Genomic DNA, 20,236 nt, shown 5'->3' on the forward strand with positions numbered 1-20,236 from the left:
GCCGCATCGTCGCTGATTGTCAGATGCACCAGTTGCGGCAGGCTGCCGGAATATCACCATCGCCTGGACCACGCCAACCAGCGGCCCGCCAGACGCTTCCACGATGAGGTGAGCCTTGTCCGCCGATAGGCGTCGCCGGCCATCTTGATGCCTTGCGCCTGCGTCGGGAATGGATGGATGACGTCGGCCAGCGCACGCAATCCCATGCCCGATTTGATCGCCAGCGACACCGCATTGATCATCTCGCCGGCATGGCTGGCAACGACCGTGGCGCCCAGGATGCGGTCGGACCCCTCCCTGACGTGGATTTTGACAAAACCCTCCTCCTCGCCGTCCATAACCGCACGGGCGACATCGTGCATCAGCACTGTATAGGTCTTGACCGGGATGCCGTTCTGGCGCGCCTCCGCCGGATAGAGGCCGACATGGGCGATCTCCGGATCGGTATAGGTGCACCACGGAATGACCAGTTCGCTCAGCTTCCTGCGTCCGAGAAACAGGGCATTGCGCACGACCATGCGGGCTGTCGCCTCGGCGGTGTGGGTGAATTTATAGGCGAGGCAGACATCGCCCGCCGCATAGATGCGCGGATTTGTGGTGCGGAGACAGTCGTCCACCTTGATACCGTCGGCATCGTATGCCACCCCGGCGTTTTCCAGGTCGAGGCCGTCGACATTGGGCGATCGGCCGATGCCAGTGATGATCTCATCGACGGAAATCGTCGTCGTGATGTCGTCGCACACCAGGTCGGCGAGCTTCTTGCCGCCTTCCGTCCGCACCGCCACCACCTCGGTGTTGAGGCGAACCTCGACACCCTCGCGCGCCAGCGCGTCCGAAAGGATTTGGGCGGCATCGCGTTCCTCACCGGGCAGGAACATCGGTTCGCGCTGCGCCTGGATGACCTTCGCGCCCAGCAGGCAGAAGGCCTGCGCCGCCTCGCAACCGAGCGGGCCGCCGCCGATGACCAGAAGCCGCTTCGGGCACTCCGTGAGATCGAACATGGTCTCGTTGCTGAGATAGCCGGCCTCGACCAGCCCCGGGATGGTCGGCAGCCTCGGGCGCGCGCCTGTCGCGATCAGCGCCTTCCTGAAACGCAAGGTTTGTCCGGCGACCGTGACAGCGTCCCTTCCGGAAAACCGCGCTTCGCCGAAATAAAGGTCGATGCCTTCGGAAATCAGGCTATCGGCGGCATCGGCGCGGCTGATCCGCTGCCGGATCTGCCGCATCCGCGTCATGGCGCGCTGAAAGTTGACGTGAAGACGGTCCGGCATGTCGCCGCCAAAATTCTCGGCATCGCGCATGTCGGCATAAAGCCTTGCGGTGCGGATGATCGACTTCGACGGGATGCAACCGACATTGACGCAAGTTCCGCCGATCAGGTTGCGCTCGATGAGCGCGACCTTTGCGCCGAGGCCGGCCGCTTCGTAGGCGGCGGTCAGCCCAGCCGGCCCGGCACCGATGACCACGATATTGTAGGGATCGTCCGGCTGCGGGTTCTTCCAGTGCGGCGGATGGGCGCCCTTGATCAGCTCAATGTCGTTGTGATCGACAGGAAAGGCGGTAGCCCTGGTCCGGTCACGCGACATCGCCGCCACCCGACGCCGGGCTTGCTGGCTGAGACAGCCAGCCGCCATTGAACCCGGCCTTGCGCAGGCCGTTGCGGATGTGTTGATTTGACCGCATCAGTCTCCAGATCAACCCTGACCGATGGTTCTCGATCATCATCACCACGATGCCTTGATCCAGCCCATAGTGGCCTTCCGACACCCAGCCGTGCCTCCCGAACTTACGCCGGTTCGCCAATGTCGGGTTGAAACCGCTCGGCAGTCGGAAATTACCGATCACCTCGGGGTAGCGATCACCGAGATGGCGCAACGCCGCCAAGCAGATCTCCGGGGCGAAAGGCAGTGATGCCGGATAGGACCAAGGCGCGATCGTCCCGTCATCGGGCCCGAACGGCGCGCCGCGCGCGGCATAGCCGGAAAACCGCCGGCGCTGTCGCTCCACGCTGGTGCGAAAACCGCCTGGCCCGTCGCCCGCCGAAAGACCCCAAAGGTTCTCGTCGTAGCCGCCATAGCCGTAAGGGTTGTGGCGTGCATAGTCGCGGTGCAGATAGGTCGAGCGGCGGCTGTTTTCGAAATAGTCCGAGTTCTTCTCGCGCATGAAGGCGTCGCGGATGCCGGCGAAATCGATCCAGGCATGCGAGAACTGGTGCATGAACAGCGGACCGCCATACAGCACGTCGTAGCCGTAGATGTTTTCCCACTGATAGGTCGCCGTCCAGCCCTCGTAGCTGTTGTCCGAGGTCGGGCTGTCGGGCGAAGCCATCGACAGGATGTAGAGGATCGTGGCTTCGTTGTAGCCCTCCCAGCCATAGTGGAGAAAGCCGCTCTTCGGCTTCCAGCCTTGTCGCAAGGTCGGGCTTGAGCCTTGTGCCCACCGCCAGTCGACGCGCCGGTAGAGCGCCTCGGCCAGTTGGCGGATTTCGGCTTCCTCGTCATCGTCACCGGAGAAATAGGCGCCCGCCACCAGCATGCCCGATATCAGCAATGCCGTATCCACCATCGACAGTTCGCAGCGCCAGACGCGCAGGCCGGTCCGCATATCGAGGAAATGGTAGTAGAAACCCTTGTGGCCGGTGACGTCGTCGCTATGGCCTTGCGGGCTGGCCGAGAAGAAGCGCAGCGCGGCCAGCGTCAGCTTCGCGGCGGCATCGCGCGCCATCCAGCCGCGCTCGACGCCGATCGGATAACTGGACAGCGCGAAGCCGACGACAGCGATGCTGGCCGGCGAATTCGGCCGCGACGTGTCGGCGACCAATCCGTTTTCGGGGTTCACGTTCTCGAGGAAATAGTCGAAGGCGGCGCGCTGATAGCGGTCCAGAAGCTCGTCGTCGGACAGCGCGGCAGGCTCGGCTCTAAGCAAAGGAAACAAGCTCCCGCCGGATGGTTGCAGCGTCCGTCAACCGCCAACCAGTTGCCCCGCATCGGCAGATCATCACGCATGCTGAACTGTCATGCCGCGTCATAGCTTTCCCGTATAGCTTTGTTGCGTCAACGTCGATTCGACGCCTGGGACTATACGCCCCTACGCTCCCGTTCGTTGCGTCGTCACGCGGAATTGAAACGCGTCCTGCCTCAGTAGGTGGCGCGGCCGCCGGAAACGTCGAACACGGCGGCGGTCGTGAACGAACACTCTTCCGAGGCAATCCAGCAGATCAGCGCCGCCACCTCTTCGACCTCGCCGAAGCGCGCCATCGGTATCTTGGACAGCATGAAGTCGATGTGCTCCTGGCTCATCTGCTTGAAGATAGCGGTGCGCACGGCCGCCGGTGTGACGCAATTGACCGTCACCTTGGTCTTGGCCAGTTCCTTGCCGAGCGACTTGGTCAGGCCGATCACCGCGGCCTTCGAGGTGCTGTAGGCCGAAGCGTTGGGATTGCCTTCCTTGCCGGCGATCGAGGCGATGTTGACGATGCGGCCATAGTTGCGCTCGAGCATGTGCGGCACGAGCGCCTTGTTGCAGTAGAAGACGCCGTTGATGTTGATGTCGATGACCTTCTGCCAATCCTCGGTCGAATAGTTCCAGGTCGTCATGTTCGGCCCGGTGATCGCCGCACTGGTGACCAGGATGTCGACACCGCCAAGCGCTTCGATCGCCGACTGCTTGGCGCGTTCCACGCCGGCCGCATCGGCGACGTCGATGGCAACACCGTGGAGGCCGGGAAGGGTGGCTTTGGCCTGTTCGATCTGAGCCGGATCGCGATCCCAGACTGAAACCCGTCCGCCCTCTTCGACAATCCTCTGAGCCACTGCCAGACCGATGCCTGAAGCGCCGCCGGTGATCACCGCCGCTCGACCGCTGAACCGCCCTGTAAAATTCATCGGCATCCTATTTTCCCGATCATCCCAACCCGATGGACGATGACGGCACGCGACCGCCATACCATCGACTGCGACTGTGCGGTCCCCATCAGGCGAGTTCAAGCCGGCATGCGAGGCCGATCGTCTGGGCCAATCCCGTTACCCGGGATTTCCCTCGAGCTCTCTGCCCAGCGCCTTCACCATCGCCACCAGCGCCGGTCCGATCTCGGCATGCGCGCGCTCTTCCGTGATGATCTCGCCGATGCCGCCGCAGGTGATGGCAACCAGCGGCGAGCCGTCACTCGGACGGAACGGCACGCCGACCGCATGAATATAGCTGTGCCAGGCGCCGAACGACGTCACATAGCCCTTGTCTGCATACTGGGCGATCGCATCGTCGATCGCCGCCCCGATCATCGCCGCCCTGTCCGGCTCGGCCTCCTGCAAAGCCTCCACAAGGCGAGCGCGCTCCTCAGGTGAAAGGGCCGCCGCATAGGCCAGCCCCATCGATGTCTTCCAGATCGGCAGGTAGGAGCCTGGATTGAGGCGCAGCGTGACAAGGCTCTCCGACCGGCAATTGGCCAGATAGACCATGTTGAGGCTGTCGCGCGTGCCGAGCGCCACCGCCGCACCGGTCAGGTCGGCCAGCGGCTGCATCAGCGGCCGGGCGACGTGAACGACGGCGCTGGAACTGAGCGCCGAATAGCCCAGCGCCACGGTGGCGGGTCCCAGGCTGTAGCGGCCAAGGTCCTTGTCGTAGAGGAGATAGCCGAGCGCGCTTAGCGTATAGGTGATGCGTGAAACCGTGGCCTTGGGCAGGCCGGTGCGGGCAATGATGTCCTGGTTGCCGAGTGAGGCATCGCCCGGGCGGAAGGCGCGCAGGATGCCGAGCCCGCGCACCAGCGACGACGAAAGCTGCGCGCCTTCGCCTTCAAGCTCCGTCTCGTCCCTGGTGGCTCGCTTGCGCACGCTGAGGTCTTTCTGGCGTCGTCGTCCGCCTGTCGGGCCAGCGTCGCCGGCGTTGTCTAAAAAATGAAATTAAATTCCATTTATATTGACAGGCGCTTTCCCCCACTGTCAATATGCTTCCCTCGATGGCATCTCCAAGCGCCCTGTGCCATCTTACGAAGCCCCTCCTTGTGAAGGTAGCCACGTGTCTCGCTATATTTTGCGCCGGCTTATCGCCATGCCGTTTCTGGTGCTCGGCATCGTCACCATCGCCTTCCTGATCACTACGGTGACCAAGGGCGATCCGCTGACCGCGATTGTCGCCGAACAGCAGATGAGCAACCCCGAAGTGGTGGCCGCCGCCAAGGCGCGCTGGGGTCTCGATCGTCCTTTGCCGGAACGCTATATGATATATCTTGGGAATCTGCTGAGCGGCGATCTTGGCACCTCGTTCATCACCAAGCGCAATGTCGGCACCGACATTCTCTACCGCTTGCCGGCAACGCTCGAACTGGTTTTCGCTGCGATGATCTTCGGCACCACGCTCGGCATTGTGCTTGGTGTGCTGGCCGCCTATTTCCGCAACAGCCTGATCGATCATGGCGCGCGGCTGTTCGCCTTGTTCGGCTCTTCGCTGCCGGTGTTCTGGTCGGGGCTCGGCCTGTTGTTCATCTTCTCCGTCATGCTGAACTGGCTGCCGGGGCCGGGCAGGGTCGATGCCCGCCTGGCATTGCCGCCCGGCATCACCGGCTTCCTGACCATCGATTCGCTTCTGGCTGGCGACTGGACCGTCTTCAAGGACGCGCTCTGGCACCTGCTTCTGCCGGCCTTCGTCCTCGGCTGGACGGTTTCCGGCACCATATCGCGGCTGGTGCGCGCCAACATGCTTGATGTGATGAGCCGCGAGTTCGTCCTCACCGCGCGCGCCAAGGGGGCGAGCGAATTCCGCGTCGTCATCGTCCATGCGTTGCGCAACACCATGGTACCGACCCTGACCGTCATCGGCTATTCCTTCGCCTATCTGATCACCGGCGCGGTGCTGACAGAAACCATCTTTTCCTGGCCCGGCATGGGCTCCTATGCCGTCGAGGCGGCGCGCGCGCTCGACTTCCCGGCGATCATCGGCGTCACCATCGTCGGCGGCCTCGCCTTCCTGGTCACCAACCTCATCACGGACATCCTCTACGTGGTGGCCAATCCGCGCGTGAGGTTGAGCTGATGTCGGCGGTCACAACCAAATCCCATTCCGCCGCTGTTCCCGAATGGCTGACCGCGCCGTTGGTCATCGGCACGGTCGTCATCCTGTTCTGGCTGTTCATGACCGTCTTCGCCGCCTTAATCGTGCAGTTCGATCCGCTCGAAATGGTCGCGCGCCGCTTGCAGCCGCCGAGCTGGGCGCACTGGCTGGGCACCGATGCTCTCGGCCGCGATGTTCTCGCCCGCACCTTGCACGGGGCGGCGCATTCGCTGCCGATCGCGGTTCTGGTCGTCGTCTCGGCTGTGGTGATCGGCTCGCTGCTCGGTGCCATTTCCGGGTTCGTCGGCGGGCTGACCGGTGCGGCGATCATGCGGCTTGTCGACGTCACTCTGTCCTTCCCGCCGATGCTGCTGGCTATGGCCGTCGCGGCGTCGCTTGGGCCGGGCCTCGGCAATGCCGCCATCGCCATGGTTCTGGTCTGGTGGCCGGTCTATGCCCGGCTGATGCGGGCGCAGGTGCTGGAGGTGAAGGAGCGTGAGCATGTCGAGGCGGCGATCGCCGCCGGCGCCAGGCCGCGCCGCGTGCTGTTCACGCACATATTGCCGCTTTGCTGGACCCCGGTGCTGATCAGCGCGACGATGGATCTCGGCCAGGTCGTGCTGCTTGCCGCGTCGCTCAGCTTCATCGGTCTCGGCGCCACGCCGCCGACGCCCGAATGGGGGTCGATGATCTCCGATGGCGCCGTCCATTTCTACCAATGGTGGATCGCCTTCGGTCCGGGCGTCGCCATCCTCACCATCGTGCTCGGCTTCAACTTCATCGGCGACGGCTTGCGCGACATTCTCGATCCAAGGTCGGATTAAGCGATGAGCGCACAGATATCTTCAGCGCAGTCCGGCGCAGCCGACAAGGCAGGCGAGCGCGAGCCGCTGCTGTCCATACGCGGCCTGCGGGTAGGCTTCCGGCGGGCAGGCGATCAGTTCGAAGCGGTGCGCGGCATCGACCTCGAAGTCGCCAAGGGCGAAGTGGTCGGCATTGTCGGGGAATCCGGCTCGGGCAAGTCCGTCGGCATGCTCGCCGCGCTCGGCCTGACGTCGAAGAACGCGGTCGTCACCGGTTCGGTCCGCTTCAACGGCGACGAACTGGTCGGCAAATCGTCACGCGAAATGCGCAAGATCAGGGGCGCGCGCATCGCCATGATTTTTCAGGACCCGCTGTCCTCGCTAAACCCGGTGATGACCGTCGGCGCCCAGATCGCCGAGGCGGTCAGGCTGCATCAGCGCGTCACCCGCAAGCAGGCCATGGCGCGGGCGGTGGAATTGCTCAATCTGGTGGCGATCCCGCAGCCGGAGCGCCGGGTGAACCAGTATCCGCATGAATTCTCCGGCGGCATGCGCCAGCGCGCGGTCATCGCCATGGCCGTCGCCAACGATCCCGATTTGCTGATCGCCGACGAACCGACCACGGCGCTCGATGTGACGGTGCAGGCGCAGATACTGGCAGTGCTGCGTTCGTTGCAGGAGCGGCTCGGCCTTGGCCTGGTGCTGATTACCCATGATCTCGGCGTCGTCGCCGGTCATGCCGACCGCGTCGCGGTCGTCTATTCCGGCCGTGTCGTCGAACAGGCTGGCGTATCCGAGCTGTTCGCCGACCCGCGCCATCCCTATACGCGCGGCCTCATTGCCTCGATCCCCAATCTCGAGGAAAGCCGCGAGCGGCTGTTTTCGATCGATGGCTCGCCACCCGCACTTGGGCGCTTGCCGGGCGGCTGCGCCTTCCATCCGCGCTGCATCTATGCCGAGGCACGCTGCAGGACCGAGGATCCGCCTTTGCACGACATAGGCGGCCGCTTCTCGGCCTGCCATTTCGCGACGACCTTGCCGCCCTTCCATAGCGCCTCGCTGGCGGCGGCAGAACTGGACAGTGGAAGCATGGCCCCATGAGCGCAGTGGAGCAAACTCAAGTCGAAACCAAGCCGGCGGCAGCGCTTTCCGTGCGCCATCTTGTCAAGGATTTTCCGGTTCGCGGTGGCCTCGTCTTCGATCGCGCGGTTGCCCATGTGCGTGCGGTGGCCGATGTGTCCTTTGACTTGGCGCCGGGCGAAACGCTGGGCCTCGTCGGCGAATCCGGTTGCGGCAAGTCGACTCTCGGACGCTGCCTGATGCGGCTGATCGAGCCCACCAGCGGCGAAAGCTGGTTCCGGGGCCAGAACCTGCTCGCCCTCAACCACGAAGACATGCGCCTGATGCGGCGCTACATCCAGCTGGTCTTCCAGGACCCGTACGGGTCGCTGCATCCGCGCATGCGCATTGCCGACAACGTCGCCGAGCCGCTGCGCATGAGCGACATGTCGGCGGCCGACCGCCGCGCCCGCGTCGCCGAACTGCTCGAACTGGTGCGGCTCAATCCCGAGCATGGCAAGCGCTATCCGCACGAACTGTCAGGCGGCCAGCGCCAGCGTGTCGTCATCGCCCGGGCGCTTGCGCTGAACCCGCAAGTGGTGATCCTCGACGAACCGGTTTCGGCGCTCGATGTTTCGGTGCAGGCTGGCGTGCTCAATTTGCTCAGGGATATCCAGCAGTCTTTCGGCACATCCTATCTGTTCATCGCACATGATCTTTCGGTCGTGCGCCACATCTCGCACCAGGTCGCGGTGATGTATCTCGGCAAGATCGTAGAGATCGCACCCGCGGCCGAACTCTATTCGAGGGCGCTGCATCCCTACACGCAGGCGCTGCTGTCGGCGGTGCCGCTCGCCAATCCCGAGAAGGAGCGCAAGCGCGAGCGCATCGTACTGACCGGTGACGTGCCGAGCCCGCTCAACCCACCATCCGGCTGCCGCTTCCGCACGCGCTGCTTCAAGGCGCAGGCGATCTGCGCTGCCGTCGAACCGCCGCTCGATCCGGCTGGCGGTTCGCATCGCGTCGCCTGTCATTTTCCGGAGCCGGTCAACACGTTCAAGACTGTGTGATTGGCCTGCCGAATTCACCCGAAGGAATCTTGATCGTGACTGAGGACCATTCCGAGAATGCCGGTACGGCAGGATCCGCGCGCCTGCCGCTCGAAGGCATCAAGGTTCTCGATCTTTCCCGCGTGCTCGCCGGTCCTTGGGCAACGATGAGCCTTGCCGATCTCGGCGCCGAGGTCTGGAAGATCGAGAACATAGATGGCGGCGACGACACCAGGGCGTGGTCGGTGCCGAGCTACAAGGGTGTCTCGACCTACTATCTCTGCGCCAATCGCGGCAAGCAGAGCATCGCGCTCGACATGAAAAGCCCGCAGGGGCTGGCCATCGTGCGCGAACTGGCGGCGAAGGCCGACATCGTCGTCGAGAATTTCCGCTCCGGCACCGCCGACCGCCTCGGCGTCGGTTTCAAGGAACTCAGCGCGCCAAACCCGCGGCTGATCTACTGCTCGATCTCCGGCTATGGTCAGACCGGGCCCGATGCCGGACGGCCCGGCTATGATTTCGTCATGCAGGCCGAAAGCGGCCTGATGGCCATCACTGGCGAGAGCAATGGCGAGCCGATGCGCGTCGGCGTCGCCATCACCGACATCGTCTGCGGCATGGTCTCGACGCAGTCGATCCTGGCAGCGCTTTACGAGCGCGCGACGACCGGCAAGGGCCAGTTCCTCGACCTGTCGCTGATCGACTGCGCGCTCAGCCTGCTGATCAATATCGGCAGCGGTTACCTCAACACCGGCCGCGAGGTCGCCCGCTACGGCAATGCGCATCCGACGGTTGTCCCCTATCAGATATTCGAGGCCTCCGATGGCGGCTTCGCGCTGGCCGTCGGCAATGACCGCCAGTTCGCGGCGCTGTGCGAGAAGGTCCTTGATCTGCCACATCTGGCTGGGGATGCGCGCTTCATCAAGGCAGGCGCGCGTGCCACCAACCGCGAGGCTTTGATCCCCGAATTGGCGGCTGCCTTCAAGACGCGGACGCGCGACCACTGGATGGCAACCTGCGCCGCCGCCAGCGTGCCGGCCGGCACCGTAAAATCGATACCGGAAGTCTTCGACAGTCCCAATGTGCGTGAGCGTGGCCTCGTCCAGACCTTGCCGCATCCGCATCTCGGCTCCGTCGCCATGGTGCGCCCGGCACAGGGACTTGCCGCGCAGCTGACCGCCGACTTTACCGCGCCGCCGATGCTGGGCCAGGACACAGCTGCCGTGCTGGCCGACGTGCTCGGCTACAGCGCCGAGACCATCGACCAACTGATCGGCTCCGGGGCTGTCAGCGTCTATGCGCCTGCCGCCGAACCGATCCCCGCCTGATCTTCCACGGAACGTGGCAGCCCTCGTCTCGCATTTGCGGTTCGACGACTGGTGGTTCTTAACTTCAAGAGCGCGAAGAGCCGCTCCCGGAATTGCTCGGCCGGCTACTTCTGCTGGCCGTAATTCTTGTACCGCCCCCGAATGGCGGCGATCTCGCTGCCCTCGATGAGCACCGGTGTACCGGCGCTGCGCGCCAAAAGGTATTGCCGCGCCAAGGTCTCGAGCTTGATGGTGCGGACGAGCGCCGTGTCGAGATCGCCGCCGAAAGCGATCATGCCATGATTGGCGAGCAGGCAGGCCGACCTGTCCTTGAGCGCGACGACGGCAACCTTGGCCAGTTCGCTTGACGCGAACAGCGCATAGTCCGAACAGCGCACATCATCGCCACCGAAACCCGCGACCATGTAATGGAACAGCGGCAGTCCCTCGCGCAGGCACGATAGCGCCACGCAATGGTCGGGATGGGCATGCACGACGGCACCGGCCTCGGGGAAAGCCTTGTAGATCTCGGCGTGCATTTCCCATTCGCTCGACGGCCGGAACGCCCCCTCCCAGCTGCCATCGAGTTGCATCGGCACCATCTGCTCCGGCCGAAGCGCGCTTGTAGCTATTCCCGTCGGCGTGATCATCATGCCGCTTGTCGTCCGCACACTGATGTTGCCGGTGGTGCCGACATTCATTCCGCTGGCGTCCAGCGTCTGCGTCGCGGTGATCAGGCTGGCGCGTGCAGTCTCGGTGTCCATCACGATGCTTTTCCTGTGGTTGGCCGCATGACAGGTTTTGCCGGTGGCCATATATCGATCGCCGGCGCGACGGTGGTCGCCCGTGTCATGTCTTGCAGGACGTCGGCGAAAATATCCGGGCCGCCGAGCTTCCCCGATTTCAACATCAGCGCCAGCGGCTCGGATGGCAGGCCGGGGAGGTGGGCAGTGGCACGCGACAGTCCCGGCCCCTCATAGGCACCCATGGCGATGCGGTCGATGCCGAGCGCCTTGACCACCGAACCGGCGGTCTCGCCGCCGGCGACGACCAGCCGCCGCACACCGAGTTCGAGCACAAGAATGTGTGCAATCCCGGCCAGCATCTCTTCCGCCTTTGCCGCCACCGCGTTGCGGCCATGCGCCTGCTGCAGCGCTTCGACCGTCGCTTGCGGCGCCGTCGTGGCAATGGCGATCATCGTGCCGGGCAAATGCCGCTGGGCGAAGGCACGCGCTTCGGCCACGACATCGGCGCCGGCGAAGGCGCTGGCCAGATCGATCGTCAGCAGTGGATTGTTTTGCGCAAAGCGTTCGAGCTGTTCGATGGTGCGGTCGGCAACGCTGCCGGCCAGCACCGCCGCTGGGCCGTTTATGGCCGGCAGGCTGGCGGTAACGAGATCGACTGAATTCAGCAGCCCATGCGTGAGCCAGGCCGGTGGCAGATGCGCGGCGACCGAGGAATTGCCGGTCATCAGCGGCAGGTCGAAGGTCGCTTCCGCGATCGCAACCAGGTCGCGCTCGCGGATCGTGTCGGTGACCAGCAGCGTCTCGCCGCCCGCGCTGTGCTCTCGTATGGCGTTGCGGATGGCCTCCGCCCCGGCATCGACGACGAGATAGGGCACCAGCCCGACCTTGCCTTTGCTCTGCGCCTGCAGCACGCGAACCAGATTGGAATCGGTCATCGGCGTCAGCGGATCGAAGCGCTTGGGCGATTCACCCAGCAATTGGGCGCCGCCGAACATGTGTCCCTGATAGACGGTGCGGCCGGTCTCACACAGCGCCGGAGTGAACAGCGTGACGCCGCCGCCGAGGCGCTCGAGCAGCGCCTCGGCGCAAGGACCGATGTTGCCGGCAGGTGTCGAATCGAAAGTGGCGCAATATTTGAAGAAGATCTGCCGGGCACCAGCTTCAAGCAGCCGGTCCGCCGCCTCCAGAACCTGGCGCACCGCATCGCTGGCCGCGATGACGCGGGTCTTCAGCAGGATCACATGGGCAAGATTGCCTGGTGGGATCGGCGCACTCAGTCCGACCGTGCATCCCGTTGGAATGCCGCGCGCCACCAGCATCGACGCCAGCTCGGTGCCGCCGGTCAGATCGTCGGCTATGGCGCCGAACAGGAGTGAAGGCGTCGCGGTCATGCGCCCCGTCTCATGTCCGTCTGCACCATGGCTGCCCGTCTCGCAGTTGCCTGTCTCATGTCGGTGGTCAGGCCATTCGTGGTATCATATACACAGCCCACGCGACGCAGGCGACGCCGGCGCCGCTGCAAGAACGGAGAGCGGATGTGACTGCTTCTATCGCGCCGATCGCGCGCGACAATCTGACGACGCGCGTCTACGAGGAGCTTCGCCGCGCCATGATGGAGGGCCGCTTCTGGCCGGGCCATCGCTTCAAGATCCGCGACCTTGCCGCCAGCCTTCAGGTGTCTGAGACGCCAGTGCGCGAGGCGCTGATGCAGCTGGTCCGCGAAAAGGGTCTGGAGATGGAGGCCGGTCGTTCGATCACCGTCGCCCAGCTGTCGCTGGCCCAATATCTGGAGTTGCGCAGCATCCGGCTGCATCTCGAAGGCATGGCGGGGGCGGCGGCAACAACGCGCATCGAGCCACGGGAGATCGACCGTCTGGCCGAGGTGCATGACAGACTGATTGCCAACGAGGACAATGGCCATTGGTTCGAAGCCGTCCGCGACAATTGGGAATTCCACCATTCCATCTACCAGGCGGCGCAAATGCCGGAGCTGCTGGCGATCATCGAGGGCATCTGGCTGCGCAACGGTCCGCTGGTGAACTATCAATACCCGCACGCCAGGCCGACCTACGACGGCCGCCACCGGCACCTCGACATTCTCGACGCGCTGCGGGCGCGTGACGAGAACGGCGTGCGCAAGGGCATTCAGCAGGACATGATCGAAGGCGGACGCCTGTTGGTCAAGGTTCTCGAACGGCTGAACGACGGTGCGGTCACGCCCGAGGAACTGCGCCGCGCGGCGCAGAACGGCCGCCTGGTGTCGGCCGTCGGCTGAGCGATTTGTTCCTTCCCACCGCATCGGCGCTGGTCACGCCACCTGCGCCGCTGCGGCCATGCCGGCATCGGCAGCCTGCAGGGCGAGATCTATGTCTTTTGCGGTATGCGCGGCACTCAGGAACATGTTGTGCCGGGGGTGGAAATAGGCGCCCTCGCGCAAGGCGGCCGAGCAGAAGGCGTCGGCCTTTTTGAATTCGGCATCGCCGTCGAAGAGCACCATCGGCATCGACACCGGGCCGGTCTGGCGAAGCGACAGGCCATGCTTCTTCGCTGCCGCATCGAGGCCTGAGCGCAGCCTGTCGCCGGCTTCAGTCATCCTGGAGATGGCGTCGGTGTCGCGCAGCGTGTTGATGGTGGCGATCGCGGCGGCCATGGCGACGGCGCCATACCAGAACGACCCCGTCACATAGACCTTGGTCGCGGCTTCGCGAAACCGGTCGGTGCCGGTGATCGCGGCAAGCGGATAGCCATTGGCGATCGCCTTCGAGAAAGCGGACAGGTCCGGCCGTACGCCGAGCGGTTCCCAGCTGCCGGCGAGATCGATGCGGAAGCCGGCCCTGACATCATCGACGATCAGCGCCGCGTCGGCGGCGGTGGTGAGCTCGCGCGCCCGTCTGGCGAAGGCGGCGGTCGGCAGTTCCTGGTCGCGGGCGATATCGTGGCGGAAAGCGGTGACGACGACGGCGGCAAGATCGCTGCCGGCCTGCTCGACGGCTGCCTCGAGGCTGGCAACATCATTGTAGTCGAAATGGACGATATGGGCGCGGTCCTCGGCGGTGACGCCGGCGAGCGAAGGCGTGCACCACGGCACGGCGCCGTGATAGGAGCCGCGCGCGACCAGCACCTTGCGCCGGCCGGTGCCGGCGCGTGCGATCGTCACGCAGGCCGTGGTGGCGTCGGTGCCGTTCTTCTGCAGCATCGCCCAGTCGGCATGCGCGACGGTCTTGACCAGCAGTTCGGCCAGCTCGACCAACACCTCGCCAGGGCCGTTCATCGCATCGCCCAGGCGACGCTGCCGCTCGGCCGCTGCCTCGACCGCCTGGTGATGGTGGCCGAGGATATTGGGGCCCCAACTGCACATCAGGTCGATGTACTCGCGGCCATCGACATCCCAGACCCGGCAGCCGTCGGCGCGCTCGAAGAATTGCGGATAGGCGGAGCCGAGATAGCGCGTCGCCATGTGCCCCCACATGCCGCCCGGAATGACCGAGGCCGCGCGCTCGCGCAGCAACTGGTCTTTGGAGTTGATCAGGGAAGTCATAGCGAGTTCTCCGCGTATTGATATATCATATATTGATCTTAATGCTGGAAGAACAGGATTTGCTGACCGTCCAGGATGAGGAAGCGGGAGGCGGCTGGCCGCCTCCCGCATCTTTTCGCTCAGTGGCTGAGTTCCGCCAGCGGGAGGTTGCAGCAGGCGCTGTAACGCACGCCCTTGACGTCCGATTTGTAGGCCAGGATCAGGTTCGGGCTGATCAACGGCAGGATGATCCTGTCCTTGATCATCTCCTCGCCGGCCTGATGCCACAGCTTGGCGGCCTCGTCGCCGCTTGCCGCAAGGGCTGCCTTGTAGATATCCGCTTCCTTCGGATTGAGCACCGACGGGTCGCGCACCGCGCCGGCGCGGCGCGCCCACGGGCTGCCCTTGGTCATGGCGAAATAATCGACGTATTGCGACGTGCCGTAATAGTCCGGCGCGTAGAACACCGCCGTCATCGGGATGCCGTCGCCATTGACGCGTTCGCGCCAGTTGGCGAAGGGGATCGGCTGCAGGTCGAGCTTGATGTTGATCTTGGCCAAATCCTGCTGAACCTTCTGCATCAACAGCGACAGATCGACGCCATAGACGTTCATGCCGGGAAACGCCGCTTCCATCTCGAAGCCGTCGGCATGGCCGGCCTTGGCCAGAAGTTCCTTTGCCTTGGCGACGTCATAGGGTTGCGCCTCGAAGCCCGAACCGCCGGGGAAGCCGAGCGGGATCGGTGCGCTGATCAACTGGCCCTCGGAGCCGATGGTGAAGTCCAGGATGCTCGGACGGTCGAGACCGAGCGAAATGGCCTCGCGCACTTCGGGCGTCAGCGGAACCTTGTTGGCCTTGGCGCCGGGCGACAGCGCCACATAGATGAAATTGTAGGACGGCACGGTCTCGATTTTCACGTCGCTGCCGGTCATCGTCTTGGCCGTGTCCGGGTCGATCTGCATGGCGATGTCGGCGGTGCCGCTCTGCAGCATCTGTGCCTGCGCCACCGCATCCTTGGTCTGGCGGATGACGACTTCGCTCAGCGCCGGCGCGGTGCGCCAGTACTTGTCGTTGCGCGCCAGCCGCAGTTCCGAATTGGGCTCATAGGATTTCAGCACGAACGGCGCGCTGCCGGCCGAATGCGCCAGGAACCAGGCCTCGGCATTGTCTGTCGTCGAAGCGTCCGCATCGGCCTTGGCGCCGGCTTCGGAAGCAACCTTGCTGTTGACGACCGCTGCGTAGGGCGCCGCCGCGATGTTGAGGAATTCGGAGCTCGGCGCGACCATCTTGACGACCACCGTATGCGCGTCCGGGGTCTCGATCGAGGCGACATTGTCCATCAGGAACGAGGCGCTGCCCTTGAGGTTCTTTAGCCTCTCCCAGGACCATTTCACGTCCTTGGCTTCGACCGGCGAACCGTCCGAGAATTTGGCGGCCGGGTCGAGCGTGAAGGTGAAGCTGCTCTGGTCGGCATTGCCTTCCCATTTGGAAGCGAGCAGCGGGATCAGCTTGTTGTCCTTGTCCAGCGTCAGCAGCGATTCATAGACGCTGGAATTGTAGATCTGGCAGGTGTCGCAGAAGGCGCGGTGCGGATCGAGCGAGTTGAGGTCGATGTTGCGCGCAATGACCAGCGGCTTGCTGTCCTGCGCGAACGTGGCCGGCGCCCAGAAGGCGCTGGTGGCCAGCAGCACGGCTGCCAGCATCTTCGCCCTGGTCTTGTTTCTCTGTAGGATGCTCATGTCAGTTCTCCCATTTTCTTGTCGGATCTTTGTGGCAATGCGTTCGCTCTATCCACCCACGGCAGTGAGGGATTGAAGCGCGGCCTTGAGCTTTTCAGCGCCGCCCAGTGCGGCGCGGTTGAGCGGGGCCGATACGACGGGAGCCGAGAGGCTTCCCGTCACATGCAGGATCTCGTGATCGAGATAATCGAACACGCGATCCTGAATCTCCTGTGTCAGTCGTCCGCCAAGCGATAGCCCACGCTGCACCTGTTCGATGACGGCTACCCGGTTGGTCTTGCGGATCGAGGCCTCCACCAGCGGCCAGTCGAGCCCGGTCGGGTCGAGGCTGCGCAGGTCGATGATCTCGGCATCGACGCCGGTCTCCTCGACCACCTGGCTGGCGACGGCAACCATGCTGGCGCTGGTGAGCAGTGTACAGGCGCTGCCCGGCCTGACGATCTTCGCCTTGCCGAGCCGCACGCAATAGTCGCGGTCGTCCGCAGGCACAGGGCCTTCGCTCGGGAACAGCTCGACATGCTCGATGACGACGACCGGATCGTCGCATTTCAGCGCTGAATTCATCAGGCCGATATAGTCGAAGGGCGTCGTCGGCGCGACGATGCGCCAGCCGGGAAACAGGGCGAACAGGCCGGACGGATCGCCCGAATGCTGCGAGCCGTAGCCGGTGTGCGGCGAGACGCGCACCCTGACCACGATTGGCACCGGAAAGCCGCCGCCGAACATGTGGCGCACCTTGCTGACCGCGTTGAACAGCTGGTCGGCGGCAACCAGGCAGAAGTCGCCGAACATGATCTCGACGATCGGCCGCAAGCCGCAAAGCGCTGCACCCAGCGCCACGCCGACAAAGCCATTCTCGGCGATCGGCATCGCCAGCACACGCTCCGGCCAGCGCTCCAGCGCGCCCTTTGTGGCGCCCGAAACGCCGCCGCGCAGCCGGTGCACATCCTCGCCCATGATGATGATGCGCGGGTCCTGCTCCATGGCGCGAGCGATGACCTCGGACGCGGCAACCATGAACTTGACCGGCCTGGTGTCGGCCGGCGGCACGTCCTCGATCTCGAGGAAGCGCTCGCCCTTCAGTTCGGAAAGATCGCCGCGGATCTGGTTGTCGACGTCGCTTGGGTCCGGCCACAGATGATCAGGAATGCGCAGCGCGTTGCCGCTCATCTCGGTCAGGGAATCGGCAGCGGTGTTGACCGCCTCCATGACGCGCTGGTCGAGTGTCCCGAGGTCCGAAGCGTTCAGGATGCCCATCGTCTTCAGGCGAGCCGCCATCGTCGCAAGCGGGTCGCGCGCTTTCCAGACGTCTTCCTCGGCGCGCGTGCGGTAGCCGAATTCGCTGCCCGGGCGGGCGCCGCTCTGGTGTAGAAACCGATAGCAGAGCGCCTCGACCAGCACCGGGCCGCCGTCTTCCTCAATCGTCCGGCGCGCCTCGCGCATGGCATGGTGGACTGCCACCACATCCATGCCGTCGCATTCGATGCCACGAAAGCCGAGCATAGGTCCGCGCGAGGCCAGCCGCGTCTCGCGCGTCTGCTCGTTGATGTGCGTGGAGACGGCATAGAGATTGTTTTCGGCGAAAAAGATCACCGGCAGCCGGTAGAGCGCGGCGATGTTCATCGCCTCGTAGGCCGGTCCCGCCATCATCGTGCCGTCGCCGAAGAAGGCGACCGAGATGTTGCCGGTGCCGAGCAGTTTGTTGGCGAGCGCATAGCCCGCCGCGTGCGGCAGGTTGCCGCCGATAATGGCGCTGGTGCCTGGGATGCCGGAGGCATCGTCGCGCATATGCATCGAGCCGCCACGGCCGCCGCAATAGCCTGACTTGAGGCCCATGATCTCGGCCATCAGGCCGCGAACCGATCCCTGCATGCCTGGGTTGAAAGCATCATGCAGCGGGTCGAATCCGCCGGGCGTCTGCGCGTTGACAAGCTTGGCCAGCACCTGGTGATGGGCACGGTGGGTGCCGTTGATGCGGTCGCCGGTGCCGAGCACGGACATGGCGCCGACCGCCGTGGCCTCTTGTCCGATGCTGGCGTGGGCCGGACCATGCACCAGCCCGGCATGGGCCAGATCGAGCACCTTTTCCTCGAAACGGCGGATGAGCAGCATCTGGTGATACCAGCGCACCAGGCTCGACACCTCGGCGTCGGTCCAGTCCGAATCATCGACATCTAGCCGCAACCAGGGCGCCGATGGCTGGATCGATGTCTGCTGGACCATGTCAGCTATTTCCGTTCTGGTAGATGATATATCAAATATTTTCTTAGTCGATTGGGCCGTTCATTTTTCCTGGGGCACGATGCTGGCTAGAAGGTTGCAGGCAAATGGAATTAAATTTCATTTTTGCGAGAAGGCAAAGACTAAGCCGGGACGGCGCGGTTCCGCAAGAGGAATTTTGAGACTGCTAGCAGTGCCGATGTCGGTTTCTTGGGCCGACAGGTTTTCTAACGTATTGGATGTTGGTATGATATAATCACACCGACATTATAGGAGAAATCATGGCTGCCACCGAAAAGCGCACCTTCAGCCTGCCAACAGAGCAGGCTGCTTTCATCGACCGTCTCGTTGAATCAGGAACCTACGCGACCAGCAGTGAAGTGATCCGCGCCGGCCTTCGCGCCCTGCAAGAGCGCGACGCGGCCGTAGAGCGCTGGCTCCGCGAGGAGGTTGTGCCGACCTATGACAGGTGGAAGGCGGATCCTTCCCGAGTTATCCCAGCCAACCAGGCTTTTGACGACATCCGCGCTCACCACGCCGCCCGCTTTAAGAGGGATGTGTGAAGCGCCGGCATATTGTTCTGTTGCCGGAAGCCTTAGCGGACTTAAGATGGATATACGACACCATCGAGATCGCCGCCGGCAACGTCACGGCCATACGCTATATCGAGCGTATCGAAGCCTACTGCCAGGGTCTCGACTACGCCTCGGAGCGCGGAACACGCCGTGACGATCTGCGGCCAGGGCCTTCGGGTTGTCGGTTTCGAGCGCCGTGTAACGGTGACCTTTACAGTCGAATCCGACCAAGTGGTGATCTTCCGTGTGCTCTATGGCGGCGCCAATTGGGAGGATGAGCTCTAACCTGCAACGGGAAAAGCGTAACCCGCTTAGCTGTCCGAACCCGGGCTATCGGTCGACCCGATGCTGGAAGAACTGCAAAAACAATTCCCGCTCCGTGGTGATGTCGAGCTTCTCATAGATGCGCCGGCGATGGTTCTTGACCGTGCCGACGGTGATGCCGAGGCGTTCGGCGATGTTGGCCGTCGGGTGACCGGCGAGGATCAGTTGGACCAACTCCCGCTCGCGCAGTGACAGCTCCGGCCACAGGCTGGCTGGAATGGTCGGTTCCTGGCGGGGCGAGGCGCCGAGGCCTGTCGGCGCTGACGTGCGGGAGAATTCCGTTCCGCGCGCCTTGATGTCGAGCGCATGCAGCGCCTCGAACACCGGCAGCCGTTCATCCAGCAGGGCGATCTCGCTGTCTTTGAATAGCGTGGTCGAGCGGTCGAGGAAGATGCCGAGGCACCAGTCGCCGCCGTCCGCCAGCATGATGCCGACCTCGTCGCAGATCTCCGACTGCGCCAGGAAGCCGGCTATGTACTGGCCGCGCTTGGCCTCATCGTTGGCAAGCCGTTTCAGCGGCATGATGCCCAGCCTTCGCTCGCGTCGCCACGACGCATAGAACGGGTCGAAGACATAGTAATTGTCGAGATAGCGCCGGACCATTTCGTCCGAGAAGCGTCGGTGTTTGATGAATTCGGGTGTCTGCGTCGTCGAATAGCGCGTCACCGTGACGAGGTCGTGCTCGATATCCGCGCCGATCAGGTCGATCAGGCAGTCGACATGCCTGTCCGTGCCGGTGGCGGCGATCGCTTTGGCGAGCGGCGCCCAGATGGTCCCCATGCGCATGCCCTTTTTTCGGCGATGTCAGCTCAGCCGTCATTATGTCTTTAGGCATATGGCGCGAAGCCG

18 protein-coding genes and 1 pseudogene are annotated in these 20,236 nt (G+C 64.0%); 9 read left to right on the plus strand and 10 right to left on the minus strand.

All coding sequences use genetic code 11. The features are described 5' to 3' along the window. Positions 1–53: 53 nt before the first annotated feature. The 4 genes from NP503_RS29050 to NP503_RS29065 form a co-directional block, all read right to left on the minus strand. On the minus strand, positions 54–1,586 hold the full coding sequence (locus NP503_RS29050) for a mercuric reductase (RefSeq protein ID WP_127266935.1): 1,533 nt from the start codon (positions 1,584–1,586) through the stop codon (positions 54–56). Further along, positions 1,576–2,925: a glucoamylase family protein gene (locus NP503_RS29055; RefSeq protein WP_127266934.1), complete on the minus strand. Its 1,350-nt coding sequence runs from the start codon at positions 2,923–2,925 to the stop codon at positions 1,576–1,578. Before NP503_RS29055 ends, NP503_RS29050 begins: the two co-directional genes overlap by 11 nt. Before the next feature lie 212 nt (positions 2,926–3,137). Further along, positions 3,138–3,890 (minus strand): SDR family NAD(P)-dependent oxidoreductase, encoded by a 753-nt coding sequence (locus tag NP503_RS29060; RefSeq protein WP_127266933.1) that lies wholly within the window; start codon positions 3,888–3,890, stop codon positions 3,138–3,140. A gap of 132 nt (positions 3,891–4,022) precedes the next feature. Next, a complete protein-coding gene (locus tag NP503_RS29065; RefSeq protein ID WP_127266932.1) occupies positions 4,023–4,832 on the minus strand; it encodes an IclR family transcriptional regulator in 810 nt (269 codons plus the stop codon). Positions 4,833–5,016: 184 nt separating this feature from the next. On the opposite strand from NP503_RS29065, the gene NP503_RS29070 reads away from it, so the two are divergent. From NP503_RS29070 to NP503_RS29090, 5 genes are read left to right on the plus strand one after another with little or no spacing between them, the layout of a single operon-like run. Beyond that, positions 5,017–6,030: an ABC transporter permease gene (locus tag NP503_RS29070; protein ID WP_023811560.1), complete on the plus strand. Its 1,014-nt coding sequence runs from the start codon at positions 5,017–5,019 to the stop codon at positions 6,028–6,030. Then, positions 6,030–6,872 carry an ABC transporter permease gene (locus NP503_RS29075; protein WP_127276927.1) on the plus strand — a complete coding sequence of 281 codons (843 nt, stop codon included), beginning with the start codon at positions 6,030–6,032 and terminating at the stop codon, positions 6,870–6,872. Before NP503_RS29070 ends, NP503_RS29075 begins: the two co-directional genes overlap by 1 nt. 3 nt (positions 6,873–6,875) lie before the next feature. Further along, positions 6,876–7,952 carry an ABC transporter ATP-binding protein gene (locus NP503_RS29080; protein ID WP_127271705.1) on the plus strand — a complete coding sequence of 359 codons (1,077 nt, stop codon included), beginning with the start codon at positions 6,876–6,878 and terminating at the stop codon, positions 7,950–7,952. Then, positions 7,949–8,980, plus strand: coding sequence for an ABC transporter ATP-binding protein (locus NP503_RS29085; protein WP_127272704.1), 1,032 nt, complete (start codon positions 7,949–7,951; stop codon positions 8,978–8,980). Before NP503_RS29080 ends, NP503_RS29085 begins: the two co-directional genes overlap by 4 nt. Before the next feature lie 35 nt (positions 8,981–9,015). Further along, complete coding sequence (locus NP503_RS29090) at positions 9,016–10,287, plus strand: CaiB/BaiF CoA-transferase family protein (protein ID WP_127272705.1); 1,272 nt, start codon at positions 9,016–9,018, stop codon at positions 10,285–10,287. A gap of 104 nt (positions 10,288–10,391) precedes the next feature. On the opposite strand, the gene NP503_RS29095 is transcribed toward NP503_RS29090, so the two are convergent. Continuing rightward, complete coding sequence (locus NP503_RS29095; protein WP_127272706.1) at positions 10,392–11,030, minus strand: class II aldolase/adducin family protein; 639 nt, start codon at positions 11,028–11,030, stop codon at positions 10,392–10,394. After that, positions 11,030–12,403, minus strand: coding sequence for a 3-oxo-tetronate kinase (gene otnK / locus NP503_RS29100; protein WP_127273327.1), 1,374 nt, complete (start codon positions 12,401–12,403; stop codon positions 11,030–11,032). Before otnK ends, NP503_RS29095 begins: the two co-directional genes overlap by 1 nt. 146 nt (positions 12,404–12,549) lie before the next feature. Here otnK and NP503_RS29105 point away from each other — a divergent pair, with 146 nt between their 5' ends. Continuing rightward, positions 12,550–13,287 carry a GntR family transcriptional regulator gene (locus NP503_RS29105; RefSeq protein WP_127267755.1) on the plus strand — a complete coding sequence of 246 codons (738 nt, stop codon included), beginning with the start codon at positions 12,550–12,552 and terminating at the stop codon, positions 13,285–13,287. A gap of 33 nt (positions 13,288–13,320) precedes the next feature. On the opposite strand, the gene NP503_RS29110 is transcribed toward NP503_RS29105, so the two are convergent. The 3 genes from NP503_RS29110 to NP503_RS29120 all read right to left on the minus strand — a co-directional run bounded on the left by NP503_RS29110 (position 13,321) and on the right by NP503_RS29120 (position 18,491). Continuing rightward, a complete protein-coding gene (locus NP503_RS29110; RefSeq protein ID WP_127267756.1) occupies positions 13,321–14,550 on the minus strand; it encodes an aminotransferase class III-fold pyridoxal phosphate-dependent enzyme in 1,230 nt (409 codons plus the stop codon). A gap of 119 nt (positions 14,551–14,669) precedes the next feature. Continuing rightward, positions 14,670–16,232 (minus strand): ABC transporter substrate-binding protein, encoded by a 1,563-nt coding sequence (locus tag NP503_RS29115; RefSeq protein WP_164749072.1) that lies wholly within the window; start codon positions 16,230–16,232, stop codon positions 14,670–14,672. An 84-nt stretch (positions 16,233–16,316) separates the two neighbouring features. Beyond that, positions 16,317–18,491 carry a thiamine pyrophosphate-dependent enzyme gene (locus NP503_RS29120; protein WP_127267758.1) on the minus strand — a complete coding sequence of 725 codons (2,175 nt, stop codon included), beginning with the start codon at positions 18,489–18,491 and terminating at the stop codon, positions 16,317–16,319. Between the two features lie 278 nt (positions 18,492–18,769). Between NP503_RS29120 and NP503_RS29125 the strand changes: the two genes are divergently transcribed. The 3 genes and pseudogenes from NP503_RS29125 to NP503_RS33470 all read left to right on the plus strand — a co-directional run bounded on the left by NP503_RS29125 (position 18,770) and on the right by NP503_RS33470 (position 19,348). Further along, positions 18,770–19,051 carry a type II toxin-antitoxin system ParD family antitoxin gene (locus NP503_RS29125; protein WP_023811572.1) on the plus strand — a complete coding sequence of 94 codons (282 nt, stop codon included), beginning with the start codon at positions 18,770–18,772 and terminating at the stop codon, positions 19,049–19,051. Beyond that, positions 19,048–19,188 (plus strand): annotated as a pseudogene (locus NP503_RS33465) (type II toxin-antitoxin system RelE/ParE family toxin); the annotation flags it as partial. The gene NP503_RS29125 and the pseudogene NP503_RS33465, both read left to right, overlap by 4 nt. 25 nt (positions 19,189–19,213) lie before the next feature. After that, entirely contained in the window at positions 19,214–19,348 is a 135-nt protein-coding gene (locus tag NP503_RS33470; RefSeq protein WP_306663811.1) for a hypothetical protein, read from the plus strand. A gap of 45 nt (positions 19,349–19,393) precedes the next feature. Here NP503_RS33470 and NP503_RS29135 read toward each other — a convergent pair whose 3' ends face one another. Then, positions 19,394–20,173 (minus strand): LuxR C-terminal-related transcriptional regulator, encoded by a 780-nt coding sequence (locus NP503_RS29135; RefSeq protein WP_127267759.1) that lies wholly within the window; start codon positions 20,171–20,173, stop codon positions 19,394–19,396. Between the last annotated feature and the right edge of the window lie 63 nt (positions 20,174–20,236).

The sequence above is a fragment of the Mesorhizobium sp. SEMIA396 genome (genome assembly GCF_024518615.1).
Classification (GTDB): Bacteria; Pseudomonadota; Alphaproteobacteria; order Rhizobiales; family Rhizobiaceae; genus Mesorhizobium.